This window comes from Streptomyces sp. NPDC001606, from assembly GCF_053596835.1.
In genome coordinates, this window is record NZ_JBSFHC010000006.1 from 327,158 (window position 1) to 341,745 (window position 14,588).

The window sequence follows — 14,588 nt, forward strand, 5'->3', positions numbered from 1 at the left end:
CGTGTCCCCTGTCTCCCCTCCCGCCGGTGGCACGACCGCTGCCCCGGCACCTCCCGAGGCGGCCGTGGCGGCCCTGACCGACCCGGCGGGTCCCTACCTCATCGGCGTACGGCACCATGCTCCGTCGCTGGCCGCGGCCGTGCCCGCGCTGCTGGACGCGGCCGGGCCGGATGTGCTGCTGGTCGAACTGCCCGCCGAGGTGCAGGACTGGCTGCCCTGGCTCGCCCATGAGGAGACCCGGGCCCCGGTGGCTCTGGCGGCCGCGCCCGTACCCGGGGCCGGGGGCGGTGGACCGGCGTTCTATCCCTTCGCCGACTTCTCTCCGGAACTCGCGGCGGTGCGCTGGGCCGCGCGGCGCGGCGTCCCGGTGATCGCGTGCGATCTGCCGCTGGCGGACCGGGCGTGGGCGGGGCCGGCGGAGTCCGGTGGGGAGCCGGGCGGGAAGTCCGGCACGGAGGCCGACGGGGAGCGCGGCACACCCGGTGATACGGCGGGAGGTGACCCGGCATCCGTCGGCGGGCCGGAATCCGAGACCGGCTCCACGGCCATGGGCCCGGGCATGACCGGGCTCGGCGCCGCACTGCGTGCCCGCCTCACCGGGCGTCCCGGGGACGATCTGTGGGACCGGCTGGTCGAGGCCCCCGCGCCCGGTTCCACGCCGGAGGCGCTGCGGCGCGCCGCACTGCTGACCGGATGGGCGCTGCGGGCGGAGGCGGAGGCCGCGGGCGGGGTGCCGGAGCTGGATCTGCGCCGGGAACGGTGGATGCGCGCGCGGCTGGCGGCGGCCACGGCACGCGGGGAGCGCGCCGCCCTGGTGATCGGCGCCTTCCACGCCCCGGCTCTGGTCCCCGCGGCCGGGGAGGTTCGGCGGGAACTCACAAAGACGGCTCGGGCGACGGGCTCCCGGGCGGACACGGCGACAGCGGAACGCGGCCGGGGCGAACCGAACCGCCCGGCGGAGACCTCCCCCTCGGCCTGGACGACCTCGCTCATCCCGTACAGCTATCCGCTGCTGGACGAGCGCTCCGGTTACCCGGCCGGGATCCGCGACCCGGAGTGGCAGCACCTGGTGCTGGACGCGGCCGGTGATCCCGGCGCGCTGGCGGAGGCGCTGACCCGGGCCGCCGTGCGGGTGTGCGCCGAGTTGCGCGCCCTGGGTCACCCCTCGGGTCCCGCCGACGCGCGCGAGATCGCGCGGGTCGCCGGCGATCTGGCGCGGCTGCGGGGGCTGCCCGCGGCGGGCCGTGGCGAGCTGGTCGAGGCGGTGCAGACGGTGCTCGCCCAGGGCGAACCGCACGGCCGGGGGCGGGCCGTCGCCCGGGCCATGGAGAAGGTGCTCGTCGGGACGCGGACCGGACGGCCGGCGCCGGACGCGCCGCGCAGCGGGCTGGCCCCGGCGGTCGAGGCGGAGCTGGCCGCGCTGGGGCTGCCGGGCCCCGCCGAGTCCGGCCCGGGCACCGCGCGGGACCTGCGCCTGGACCCGCTCCGCTCGGAGCTGGACCGCCGCCGCGAGCTGCTGCTGCGCCGCCTGACCGCGTGCTCGGTGCCGTACGCCGAGCCCAAGGCGGTGACGGGCACCGGCGGCGCCGACGCGCTCACGTCCCGCTGGGAGGTGCGCTGGACCCCGGCCACGGCGGCGATGCTGACCGCGGCAGCGGTGCGCGGGGTGACTCCGGCGCAGGCCGCGGAGGGGGTGCTGCGGCAGCGGTGGCGCGCGGAGCGGGACGAGGGCGGGCCCACCGCGGCGCAGTCCCTCCAGGGGCTGGCGGAGGCCGCGGAGTGCGGGCTGCCCGCGCTGGCCGACGAGCGGCTGGAGGAGATCGCCGAGGTGCTGCCGGACTCCGGCACGCTGCCCGAACTCCTCGCCGGACTGGCCCTCTTGGACCGGCTGTGTGCCGGGCACATCGCCGGACTCGGCAGTGACGGAGCGCGTACGGCGCGGGCGACGGCCGTCGCGGGGCTGCTGACGGCCGCCGCGGTGCGCCAGGTCGACGGGCTCACCGGTTCCGAGGACCCGGCGGACGCCCACGCCCTGCTGGAGCTGGCGCACCGTGCGGACAGGGAGGGTGGCATCCGGCTGACGGACGCGCTCGCGCGGCTCGCGGCCGGCGGTTCGCCGCTGATGCGCGGCGCCGCCGGGGCCGTACGGGTGCTGCTGGGGCAGGAGGAGGCCCGGGTGTTCGGCGACCGGGTGGCCTCCTGGGTGGACGGCGCCTGCGATCCGGCGGGCCGGTCGGCACTGAGCGCGCGGCTGACCGGTCTGCTGACCGCGGCCGGACCGCTGCTGGAGTCGGCGGCACCCGCCGTAAAGCCGCTGCTGAACCGGGTGTCGGACCTGTCCGACCAGGATTTCCTGGACCGGCTCCCGGCGCTGCGCGACGGCTTCGACACGCTCAGCCCGGCTGCCCGGGAGCGGCTGCTGACCGCCGTGGAGCAGCGGCTGGACGGCGTACGTCCGGACGGAACGGGTGCCGTCGCGCCCGCGGCCCTGGCCCGGTGGACCCGAGCCGATCTCGCCGCCCGCGCGGCACTGGACGCGCTGGGGCTCCTGCCGCCCGCCGCCCCCGCGAAGGGCGCTTCGGCGGACGCGACCGGCGAGGGGAGGGCGGCGGTCGACCGGGAGCGAACCTCGATCGCAGCCCCGGGCGAACCCACTGCGCAAGCCGCGGGGGAAGCCTCGGGGCAGGCCGCCGGTGATGCCCCGGGGACCGCGCCCGCCGCGTCGGACGGCGAGCGGCGGCTCGCCCCGGCCGACCGCTGGCGTCTGGTGCTCGGCCGCCGCAGCGACCGACTGCCGGTGTCCGCCCGGCCGTTCGCGACCGCGCTGGACGAGCTGTACGGCAGCGGCCGGGGCGAGGGCAGCCGCGGGGACCTCTCCCATCGCGGCGGCGGACGCGAGAGGTCGTATCCCGGGGCGCGGGAGTGGTCGGAGGAACTGGCCGCGCTGTTCGGGCCCGGTATCCGTGAGGAGGTGCTGGCGGCGGCCGCGGCGGCCGGACGCCAGGACGTGTTCGCGGAGCTGGACCCGGACGCCGTACGGCCCTCCGTGGACCTGTTGCGCTCGGTGCTGCGGCACGCGGGCGGCCTGCCCGAGGCCCGGCTGGCCGCACTGCGACCGCTGGTCCGGCGCCTGGTCGAGGCGCTGGGCCGGGAGTTGGCGACCCGGCTCCGCCCGGCCCTGCACGGCACCACGCTGCCCCGCCCGAGCCGGCGCCCGGGCGGCGGCCTCGACCTGCCCCGCACGCTGCGGGCCAACCTGGCGACCGCCCGCCGAATGCCGGACGGCACGGTCCGGGTCGTACCGGAGCGTCCCGTGTTCCGCAGCCGCGCGCGGCGCGCGGCCGACTGGCGGCTGATCCTGGTCACCGATGTGTCGGGGTCCATGGAGGCGTCCACGATCTGGGCGGCGCTCACCGCGTCGGTGCTGGCCGGGGTGCCCACCCTGTCCACGCACTTCCTGGCGTTCTCCACCGAGGTGATCGATCTGACCGACCATGTCGCGGACCCGCTCTCCCTGCTGCTGGAGGTGCGGGTGGGCGGCGGTACGCACATCGCCCCCGGGCTGCGGCACGCGCGCGAACTGGTCACCGTGCCCTCGCGCACGCTCGTCGTGGTGGTCAGCGACTTCGAGGAGGGCTACCCGCTGGGCGGACTCCTCGCCGAGGTGCGGGCGCTGGTCGGCGCCGGCTGCCAGGTGCTGGGCTGCGCGAGCCTCGACGACGCGGGCCGCCCCCGGTACTCCACGGGGGTGGCGGGCCGGTTGGTCGCCGCGGGTATGCCGGTCGCCGCGCTCAGCCCGCTCGAACTCGCCCGCTGGGTAGGGGAGAAGATCACATGAGCCCGGAAGCCACCCCACAGACCGGTGCCGGACTGCCCGCGGTCGCCCCGTCCGTGACCGCCGAACTCGTCGCCGCGCTCACGCCCCGGCTGCGCAAGCGCCTGGACGCGGGCATCGCCAAGCTGGCCGGCCGTCCCGTGGTCCGCGACGGCGACACCGTGCGGCTCGCCGTCGACGACGAGACGGATCTCGTGCTGCACGCGCCCGGCTCCACGGTGACGCGTGCGGACGCGATCCGGTGCGGCTGTCTGCTGGCCCCGGACTGCCTCCACCGCGCCGCGGTGGCATCGGCGGCCCCGATCGCCGACGCCGACACCGGCGCCGTACGACAGGACTCCACGACCGCCGCCGAAGACGCGCCCCCGACACCGGCTGCGCAGGACACTGCGGCCGCCCCGGAGACGGCGGCCACGCCCCCACAGGCCGCCGCCGCCCGCGCGGTGCACGACGCCGCGGCCGCCGTGCTCGAGGCCGGTACCGACGGCGCGGGCGCGGTGCTCCAGGCCGCCTTGCTGCGGGCCGCGCACACCGCACGGCTCGCCGGGCTGCACCGGGCCGCCGCCACCTCCGTCTCCGTGGTCACCGCGCTCCGCGCGGCGCGTTCGGCCGACCCGGCGTTCCGCCTCGCCGACCTGGTGGCGGGTCTGCGGGAGGTGCTGTCGGTCGCCCACCGACTCCCCCACGCCACCGGCGCCGAGCTGGACGTCCTGCGCGGGACGGCACGGCAGCCGTACCGCCCGGACGGCGCGCTGCGGCTGTACGGCTCTTCTCCGAGCCGGTCCTCACCGCGAGCGGTCACGCGGGCGCCGTCACCTGGACCGCCGACGCCGGGGGCCGCCTCTACCAGGTGTCCGACGTGGCTCCGGGCGGGGCCGGGCGCGCGACGGGCGCCGCCGACCGCGCGGTGCGGCTCGGCGACACGGCACTGACCCACCGCGAACTGTCCCGCGCGGGCCTCGCGGTGACAGGAGCGACCGTCTCGCCCACCGGGCGGCTCGGCGCGGGTGCCGGGGTCCGGGCGGTCCGGGCCTCGGGTGCCGACTGGCGCGCGGAGCCGCTGGACCGGCTGTGGGCGGTTCCGGTGACCGAGCAGATCGCCGGCGCCCAGGCGGGCGGCCCCGGGCTGCTCTTCCTGGAGGTCACACTCGTCGGTACGGCGGGCGAGGCGGCGGGCGCCTGTCTGCTCGCCGAGTGCGATGGCGTCCTGGTGCGGCTGACGGCAGCGCACGACGACCCCGCCCTCGCGTACCGGGACAATCTGCGGCTGCTGGCCGCCGCCCGGGGCAGCAGGCTGCGGATCGTCGCCCGGCTCGCTCCGGCCCCGCACGCCCGGGCCCTGCTTCTCGCGGCCGAGCATCCGACCGTCCCCGGCGCCCGTGTCGACCTGGGCCTGGACCGCCTCCAGCGCGTCGACCTGCCCGCCACCGGCACCGCCCGGCAGCAGACCGTGCCGACCCCGGAAGAAGCACCGGTCCATCTGCTGCGCCGCCGGGTCCAGCAGGCGGTGGCGGGCGGCCGGCGCGTGCTCTCCTTCCCCGGTGACACGGCCGCGGACGTACGGCGCCTCGGGCGGGCCGGGCTCGCGACGGCGGGCGAGCTGCTCGAGGAGCTGCACGCGGCGGCGGCCGAGCGCTCCCGCGATGTCTTCGGCAGGCTCCTGCCGGCCGACCCGGACCGATTCGCCCGGGCCTGGCTGGCGGCGGCCCGCTACACCGAGGAGCTGGACCGGGCGCTGTGCGTCGCCGCGTGGTCGGGTGAGGCGGAGTGAGCGGGCGGCATGACGGGCGTCACCGAGGCGGGCGGGGAGGGGTCCGGTCCGATGGGGGGACCGGTTCTCGGGCAGCCCTGCGCCGTCGGTGACGCCCGCGCTACGGTCAGCCTGAGATCGTATGAAAGCGGGGGGACATGGCCGGTACGACGGACGAGGACGGCCCGAGCGGCACGTGGGCGCGCGAGTTGTGGGACTACGCGCAGGCCGTGCTGAGGGAGTGGCAGTCCACGCAGGTATGGCAACCCGCCCAGCAGTTGCGCGCGGCCTCGCACGGCAACGCGCGCGACTACGCCGGACGCTTCCTCCTGGAACTGCTCCAGAACGGCCACGACGTTCACAGCAAAGACCGGAACGACGGAAGCGTGCACGTACTGCTCGACGAGAGCGAAGGGGCGCACGGCACGCTCTATGTCGCCAACGGCGGCACTCCCTTCACCTGGGCCCGCATCCAGGCCGTGTGCAAGCTCGCCCGGAGTGAGAAGACCGTCGGCGAGGGCATCGGGAACAAGGGGGTCGGCTTCCGCAGCATCCTGGAAATCACGGACGCCCCGGAGGTCTACAGCGCCGGCACGGCCGGAGAGGGTCCGGCCGTGCTGGACGGGTACTGCTTCCGGTTCGCGGTGGGGGACGACCTGCGGGTACTGCTCCGCGACGAGGACCTGGTCCGCAGGGCGGAGGAGGAACTCCCGCCCTTCCAGGTCCCCTTCCCCCTCTCCGACGTGCCCCCGACGTGCAAGGAGCTGGCCGCCGACGGTCATGTGACGGTCATCAGGATCCCGCTGCGCAACGAGGCCTCCCGGCGTGCGGCCGTCCGCCGCCTCGACGAGCTGGGCGCCGCGAAGGCTCCCGTGATGCTGTTCCTGGACCGGCTCGACCGACTGGTCATCGAACGGCGCGGAGGCGAAGGCCCCCGCCGTACGGAACTCACCCGGCGGGAAGCCCCCTTGGCGCTCGCCGGGGACCAGCCCGAGGGGCACGGCGTGCTCGCCGGTGCGGCGCCGTGCGTTCCGGTCGTCTCCCTTGCCCGTGTCGATCTCGGCTCCCTGGGCGCGTACCTGGTGGCCAGGGGCGAGGTCCCCGAGGCGCGTCGGCGTGCCACGCTCGAGGCGGCGACCGAGCTCGGGCAGCTGGACGACTCGTGGGGCGACTGGAAGGAACCGGCTGTCGTCGAGATGGCGTTGCCCCTCGACGGCGCCGAGTCGCTGCGAGGTGGCCGGATCTACACCTTCCTCCCCCTGGGCGAGGACGCCGGCGCGCCCCTGCGGGGACACCTCAACGCCCCGTTCTTCACGAAGGTGGACCGTACGGCCCTGGACCGGGAGCACCCGCTGAACAGCATGCTGTTCGCGGCGGCGGCCGAGACCTCCCTGGCGGCGGCCGCCATGCTGCGGGAGGGGGCCCGGCCCGCGGACCGCAGGCCGGCGGTCGACCTTGTGACGTGGGAGCACGAGCCGCGCTACCACCACCTGTTGCGCGAAGCGGCGCAGCAGGTGCACGGCGTAGAGTTCGCGGACGTTCCCGTCGTACCGCTCCTGGACCGCGGGGCTGCGCACAGCTCCTGGGGCACGCCCCGCGATTCCGTGCTCTGGCCCGACCTCAGGCTGTCGGTGCTCACCGCCGAGGCGGCCGGGGCGGTGGGCATCGCCGTGGCCGATCCGGCCGTCGGGGCCAAGCCCCTGAAGCGTCTGGCGAGGTTGTGCGAGGCCCTCAAGTGCCCCTTGGAGCCCTCGGCGCAGCAACGGGCCGACCACGCCGAGCGGATCGTGGAAACGCTGCCGCGGCCCGCTCCCGATGCTCCCGCCGACCACTGGAACGGCGTGTACGCCGATCTCGCCCTGCTGTTCAAGGAGGAGGGCGGAGTACTGCGGGGCAGGAAGCTGCTGCTGGCGGACGACGGGGAGCTCCGGCGGGCCAACGGCGATCAGAGCACGGGCACGAAGGACGGCTCGCGGCGCAGAGCGGCCAGGCGGGAGGCGTTCTTCCAGCCGGCTCGCGGCGAGACAGCGGGCGACAAGGCCCTGGCCGTGCCCGACGCCTTGAAGAAGCGCATGTTCTATCTGCACCCGGGACTGAACTGGGTGGAGGAGGAAGGTCACGTACGGCGTCAGGAAGCCCGGCTCTTCCTGGAACGCTTCCGGCTCGTCCGCCGTTTCGACGCCGCCGGCCTGCTCGACCACGTCCGCCGCGCCCTCACCGAGAGCAACTCGGCGCGGCTGCGCGAGCAGGCCCTCCGCTTCGTGTTCCGCCTCCACCAGTCGAGGCAGTCACAGTCGCTGCAACTGCGCCATCTGGGGCTGTACGTTCCCTCCGCCGAGGGCCCCACCATCAAAGCGGCCGGTGCCGTGTTCGGGGCCGGATGGACCGGGACCCAGGGTGACGCGCTCGCCTCCGTCGTGGCCGAGGGGCGGGAGTCCTCGCCCGGCCTCCGCTTCATGGCGGAGCGGCTCCTGGCGCCGCCCGAGGACTTCCTGCGGCGGGGCGAAACCCAGGAGGAGTGGCGGGAGTTCCTCAGCGATCTCGGCGTCACCGACGGGCTGCTGCCCGTGGTGTCCGCCGGCGCGGAGACGCAGGCCGAGGGTGGCATGCTCACCACGAGCAACCTGATCAGCATGGCGAAGGTGTCCGACGTGGTCGCCGATCAGTGGCGGCCGTTCATCGACCGCGCGCACAGCCGGGTCGCTCATCGGTACACCCCGTACGTCGGAACCGCCGCGTTCCGGCTGCCGGGCCAGGACGTCGCCGGGAGGCTGAGCGAACCGGGCCGGATCGCCTATGCACGCCTGGTCCTGCACGGCCTGGCCCAGTGGCAGCACAAGCACCTCACCAGCGTCTGGCACCGGGACCGGAGGGGTAACCAGGATCACCAGCAGGTCCCGACTCCCCTGTCCGCCTTCGTCCGCGGTCAGCGCTGGCTCCCGGTGCGTGGCCGTGGCGGCAGCGTCCGCTTCGTACGGCCGGACGAGGCATGGCATGCCCCCGCGAACCTGGAGCAGGAGCCGGTCTTCGCCCCGACCGTGCTGCGCCAGCTCCGCCCCCTGCTGGACGACGATCAGGTCCTGCGACGGCTGCGCGACGCCGGGCTGCCGACCTGGGGCGACCCCCGGGACAGCGCCCGGCTCATCGCCACGCTGGGCGAGCTGGTGAAGACGGACGCCGTGGACGACGGGGACCGGGCCGCCCTTCAGCGGGCGAACGAGCGCGCCTGGCAGAACCTGGCCGCAGAGGCGTCCTCCATCGAGCCGCTCATCGGCTCGGCCCTGCTCGCGGAGCGGGGCAAGCAGCTCATCGCGGTCGACTTCGCCACGCTCCTCGACGGCTCGGTCCGGCTGTACGTCACCGGGGATCGGGACAGCCTGAAGGCACGCCTGGCCGGAGAGCTCACACTTCCGCTGCTCGTGGTGCCGGGGGCGGCGGCTGACGTCGCCCGCATCCTGCGCCGGCGCTGCCCGGACGCGATACGGCACGCCGACGACGCCGATCTGTCGGTCGAAATCGTCAGCACCTCGGGGACCACCGTCGTCGGAGCCTCCGGCACGACCGAAGGGCTCGGCACGCCGCTCGTCGACGAGCTGCCGTGGCTCCCGCTCGCGGTGGGCGTGCTGGCCGACCATCCGCCCCGGGGCGGCCGTCCGACCGATGCCGAGCTGACCGAACTCGTCGCCGCCGTCCGCCGCGTCCGCGTCCACCGCTACCTCTCGCTGAAGATCACCCTCGACGGGGCGGACGTGGAACTCCCGGAACGGCAGGACGGCATGCTGCCCCTGCCCGACCCCTCGCACCCGCTGGTCCTCACCCCGGACCTGCCCCTTTCCTGGGACTTCGTGGCCCGGACCGGCTACGCGGTCAGCCAGGTCCTGGACCGTCCGACGTACGCCGTCCCGCTCAAGCTCGCCGCCCGCGAACTGGAGCGGTGGCTCGCGTCCCTCGACGAGCCGACCGAGCGGCAGCTCGCGGCGGCGCTCGACTTCTCCGTCGACCAGGTCGGGGAGACCGCTCACCGCCTCGACGGCTCCCTGGCGGGAGTGCTGGAGCGCTGCCACCCCTTCCTCGTCCACGCGCTCGGCGCCGGCAGGGCCAGGGAGCTGACGGACCCTGCTCCGGCCGACGCCCGGGAGTTCCTCGCCCGCCTGGAACCGTACGAGGGCGCCCTTCCCCTGCCCGCCGCGCAGCTCATCGAGGCCGCGCGCGACGCGCGGGACATCGACGGCCTCCGGGACGTGGCCGAGGTCGACTTCGCGGACCTGAACCGCACCCTGGCGGGGCTCGCGCCCCGGTACCGCCCGATCAGCCACGCCGAGGCCCACGACGAGGCCGTACGCCGGTACGTGGACTTCGGTCGCGGCGTCCTCATCGACCGGCTGCGCTGGGCCCGTCGGGAGGAGTTCGACCACCGCAGGCCCATCGCCGACTGGCCCGCCCTCCGCTCCCTGAAATGGATCACGGCTCCGCAGGAGTGGGCGCTCACCGTCGACACCGCCGACGACGGCCTCCTGCGGGACCTCGTCGAAGAGGCACTCACCACCCGGCTGGGGGCGCCCGCCCCGGCCAAGGGCGAACGGCTTGCCGCCATGGACAGGGTGCGCAGCCACAACCACGCCGTCATAGCCAAGGCGGCACCCGACCTGGTCGCCCTGGTCAACGCCGCGAAACAGCCGCTGCCCGCGGCGCTGGCGAAGGCGGCCGCCGCGGAGGAGATCACCGCCCTGCTGGACGAGGCGGGCGCGCTCGACTTCCGTGAACTCTCGGCGGACGATGTCGTCGGCTGGCTCGCGGCCCTGGGACAGTGGCCGGCGGGCATGGACGCCTCCTCGGAGCCCCGGGTGCACGGGCTCACCCCGGCCGAGCTGGACCGAGCACGGAACGCCGCGGAGCGGGCCCGCACCGAACGGGCCAAGCGCAAGCGGATCGTCTCCCTCGGCGAACGGGACTTCGACATCGAGTCCGGCGACTTCTCCGAACTGGCCGCGGAGTTGCGCCGCACTCTGGAATCCGGCCCGCCTCTCCACGGCAGCCCCCGATGGCGCTGGGCCGCACTGAAGCCGCTCCCGCCCCGGAGGACGGCCGGCCCCTCGGCTGAACGGCCAGGCGTGCGCGTCGTAGCAGAACGCGGACTGTCGTCGGCCCAGCGCTCGGCGATCGGCTTCGTCGGCGAGTGGTACGCATACCAATGGCTTCGCGAACAGGACCGGGCGACCGACGAGACGAGCTGGGTCTCCGGCAACCGGGCTCACGTCTTCCCCGGCCCTGGCGACGACAGCCTCGGCTACGACTTCACGGTCGGCTCCGGCAGGAGTCCGCGGCTGTACGAGGTCAAGGCCACCCAGGGGCCGGGCGGGCAGATCGAGCTCGGCGAAACCGAGGTACGGGCGGCGCAGAAGTACGCCGGCAGTGACCGCTGGCGGATCCTGGTGGTCACCTCGGTGCTGGACGCGGAACACCGACAGGTGCGCATGCTGCCGAACCCGTTCAGCGAGCGCGGCCGCGGGCTCTACCGCGAGGAGGGCGGCGCGCTCCGCTTCGCCTATCGGCTGTGAGGCGCGGCCGGTCCCTCCGCCCACCACGATCGGCTCGGTCAGCCGAGGAAGCTCAGCCGCACCGTGCGGTCCGGGTTGTCCTTGTTGGTGTCCACCAGGCAGACGGACTGCCAGGTGCCGAGTTCCAGCCGGCCGGCGATGACAGGAAGGGTCGCGTGCGGCGGGACGATGGCCGGCAGGACATGGTCGCGGCCGTGCCCGGGGCTGCCGTGCCGGTGCTGCCAGCGGTCGTCGGCGGGCAGCAGGCTGTGCAGGGCGGCGAGGAGGTCGTCGTCGCTGCCGGCACCGGTCTCGATGACCGCGATCCCGGCGGTGGCGTGCGGGACGAAGATGTTCAGCAGGCCGTCGCGGCCGGCCGCCGCCTCCCGCAGGAAGTCCTCGCAGTCCTGGGTGAGGTCGACGACGCGCTCCCGCGTACCGGTGGAGACGTTCAGCGTCCGGGTGGTGAAGGCATCTGGCATGAGGTCATCCTGGCCCATGGACCGGGATTCACACTCCCCGGCACGGCCGGTTCTGATACCGGCGGTCCACGGAGCGAGATGCGGGGTGGCCTTTCCGGTGCCCCGGCCAGCGCCCTGGAAGAAGGTACAAGCCCGAACGCTCCGTCGCAGAGCGGGTGTTGGCCGAGGCCGGGCTCGGCCACCGGACGGGCGCCTGACGCACCCTCTCCGGCGGCGAGGCCCGGCTCGGCGTCGACCCATGGGCCGGCACGGCTACCGTCCGCCGGTGGCCGGACGGCCGGCCCTCACTTCAGGTGTCGGGTGAAGAACTGGGCCGCGGCATCCGCCGCGAACTGCGGGACGCCGGTGTGGCCGCCCATATTTGCGTGCAGCGTCTTCTCCTTGGAGCCGAAGGAGTCGAACAGGTCCAGGGCCGCCTGCCGGTCGTTGCCCTCGTCGTCCCACTGCAACAGGACGTGCAGCGGAATGGTGACCTGGCGGGCCTCCTCGAACATGGCGCGAGGGACGAGACTCCCGGCGAACAGAACAGCGGCCGAGATGCGCGGCTCGACCACCGCCAACCGGGCTCCGATGGAGATCACTCCCCCCGAGTACCCGACCGGACCCCCGATTTCGGGCAGCGCCAGCAGGGCGTCCAGGGCGGCCTGCCATTCCGGGACCGCCTTGTCGACCAGCGGGAGGATGAGGGCGTCGATGATCTCGTCGCTGACCGGCTCACCGGCCTCAACAGCCCGGCGCAGATCGGCGCGAGCCTGCTCGGCGCCGGGCAGACGGGGCCGGTCGCCGCTTCCGGGGAGCTCGATGGTGGCCGTGGCGAAGCCGTCCGCCGCGGAGTGCCGGGCCCGGGCCGCCAGCCGGGGGTACGCCGTGCGCAGCCCGAGAGGAGGGGGGCTGAGCAGGATCAGCGGCATCGGTGCGGATGCGGATGCGGGCGTCCACAGGATGCCGGGGATCTCGCCGAGGGTGAATTCGCGTTCGAGGACAGCGTCGTCGAGACGCCGTGCAGAAGTGAAGTGCATGGTCGTGCCTTTCGGGAGTGCCATGGAACGGCGCTCCCGGACGACCTATCGCCCGACCGTGACCCCGGAGGGGAGCACCCATGTCGATACGTTCACGGGTACCACCTCCTCGCTCTCTTGCACGGCCTCCCGGAGCGTAGCAGCGGCCACCGTGACCCCGCCAACGGCTTTTCGCTGAGCACCGGTCACGCAAGCCCTTCGACCTGTGACGTCAGCCGTCGACGCCTCGGCGGATGCGGCGGGAGGGGGTGAACGCGTACAGGTCGAGCACACCGGGCGGCTCGGCGAGACCGGGGCCGCCGGCTGCGATCCAGGTGGCGATGTCGTCGGCGGCGTCGGGGTCGTTGACCAGGCCCAGCCATACCGGGCGCCCGCCGGCCACCCGGCCGGCGGCGGAGGGCTGGACGACGATGACGTTCGCCTGCTCACAGGCGTCCAGGCAGTCGGTCACCCGCACCTGCGCGAGGCCGTCGAGCGCGTGGCGCAGCCCGGCCAGCTGAGCGGCGTGGTCGATGCCGGGGATCTTCGCGGTGCCGCAGCAGCAGCCGCGGCAGACGGTGACGGTACAGCGGGCCGGTCCCGTGGTGGTGGGGGCGGCCTTGCGTGCTCGGCGGCTCACCGGGCGGCACCGGCCCGGGCCGCGGCGCCGGTCGGACGTATGACGCCGGAAACGGCGGACCGCTGCTCTGCGGTCGTCACTGATCCCCCCTTGAGACATCCCATCGGCCGACAGACGCGGGCCGTTGGGTCCGACGATAACAGTGGAGCCTTCGTGACCTGCGACACCGAGGGGCAGGGGGCGGGTGCGACCGGGTCCCGGATGGTCAGGCAGCGGAGCGGCGCGGCAGCGGGAAGATCCGGGGCCGGCACCCGGTTAGTAGAAGCGTGAACGAATCACGCGAGGTCGAGGTTGTGGTCATCGGCGCCGGTCAGGCGGGGCTGGCGGCCGCCTATCATCTGCGGCGCACCGGTTTCGAGCCCGGCCGCGACATCGTGGTGCTCGACCACTCTCCCCGGCCGGGCGGCGCCTGGCAGTTCCGGTGGCCCTCGCTGACGTACGGCAAGGTGCACGGCATGCACGCGCTGCCCGGCATGGAGCTGACGGACGCCGATCCGGCGCGGCCGTCGGCGGAGGTGATCGGGGAGTACTTCGACCGGTACGAGCGCGTCTTCGATCTGCGGGTACGGCGCCCCGTCGATGTGCGGGCGGTGCGCGAGGGCGACGCGGGACGGCTGCGTGTGGAGACCTCGGACGGCGTGTGGTCGACGCGGGCGCTGATCAACGCGACCGGCACCTGGGACCGTCCGTTCTGGCCGCGCTATCCGGGGCAGGAGACCTTCCGCGGACGGCAGTTGCACACCGCGCAGTACGCGGGGCCCGAGGAGTTCGCGGGGCTGCGGGTCGTGGTGGTGGGCGGTGGTGCCTCGGGCACCCAGCACCTGCTGGAGCTGGCCCCGTTCGCCGCCGCCACGACCTGGGTGACCCGGCGGCCTCCGGTGTTCCGTGCCGGGCCCTTCGACCAGGAGGCGGGCCGCGCCGCGGTCGCGCTGGTGGAGGAACGGGTGCGCCAGGGGCTGCCACCGCGCAGCGTCGTCTCGGTCACCGGGCTGCCACTGAACGACGCCGTCCGGCAGGGGCTCGCGGACGGGGTGCTGGACCGGCAGCCGATGTTCGACCGGATCACCCCGGACGGGGTGGCCTGGGACGACGGCCGGCGGGTGGACGCCGATGTGATCCTCTGGGCGACCGGGTTCCGGGCCGCGCTCGACCATCTCACGCCGTTGCGGCTGCGCGGGCCGGGCGGCGGGATCCGGATGACGGGGACCCGGGTGACGGCCGATCCACGGATCCATCTGGTCGGGTACGGCCCCTCGGCCAGCACCATCGGCGCGAACAGGGCCGGGAGGGCGGCCGTACGGGACATCCGGCGGCTGCTGGCCGGGGAGGAGGCCGTCGCCGCGTGA

6 protein-coding genes and 1 pseudogene are annotated in these 14,588 nt (G+C 74.9%); 4 read left to right on the top strand and 3 right to left on the bottom strand.

The annotated features are described in order from the left end of the window. Position 1: 1 nt before the first annotated feature. From ACWCV9_RS14880 to ACWCV9_RS14890, 3 genes and pseudogenes are all read left to right on the top strand, one after another. Complete coding sequence (locus tag ACWCV9_RS14880; RefSeq protein ID WP_450786761.1) at positions 2-3,838, top strand: DUF5682 family protein; 3,837 nt, start codon at positions 2-4, stop codon at positions 3,836-3,838. Further along, positions 3,835-5,606, top strand: a pseudogene (locus ACWCV9_RS14885) (hypothetical protein). Before ACWCV9_RS14880 ends, ACWCV9_RS14885 begins: the two are co-directional and overlap by 4 nt. A gap of 137 nt (positions 5,607-5,743) precedes the next feature. Then, a complete protein-coding gene (locus ACWCV9_RS14890) occupies positions 5,744-11,143 on the top strand; it encodes a sacsin N-terminal ATP-binding-like domain-containing protein (RefSeq protein WP_450786763.1) in 5,400 nt (1,799 codons plus the stop codon). A gap of 38 nt (positions 11,144-11,181) precedes the next feature. On the opposite strand, the gene ACWCV9_RS14895 is transcribed toward ACWCV9_RS14890, so the two are convergent. The 3 genes from ACWCV9_RS14895 to ACWCV9_RS14905 form a co-directional block, all read right to left on the bottom strand. After that, entirely contained in the window at positions 11,182-11,604 is a 423-nt protein-coding gene (locus ACWCV9_RS14895) for a secondary thiamine-phosphate synthase enzyme YjbQ (RefSeq protein ID WP_450786765.1), read from the bottom strand. Positions 11,605-11,888: 284 nt separating this feature from the next. Then, positions 11,889-12,623, bottom strand: a complete 735-nt coding sequence (locus tag ACWCV9_RS14900) for an alpha/beta hydrolase (protein ID WP_450786904.1) — start codon at positions 12,621-12,623, stop codon at positions 11,889-11,891. A gap of 211 nt (positions 12,624-12,834) precedes the next feature. Continuing rightward, a complete protein-coding gene (locus ACWCV9_RS14905; RefSeq protein WP_450786767.1) occupies positions 12,835-13,242 on the bottom strand; it encodes a (2Fe-2S) ferredoxin domain-containing protein in 408 nt (135 codons plus the stop codon). A 266-nt stretch (positions 13,243-13,508) separates the two neighbouring features. Here ACWCV9_RS14905 and ACWCV9_RS14910 point away from each other — a divergent pair, with 266 nt between their 5' ends. Next, complete coding sequence (locus ACWCV9_RS14910; RefSeq protein WP_450786769.1) at positions 13,509-14,588, top strand: FAD-dependent oxidoreductase; 1,080 nt, start codon at positions 13,509-13,511, stop codon at positions 14,586-14,588.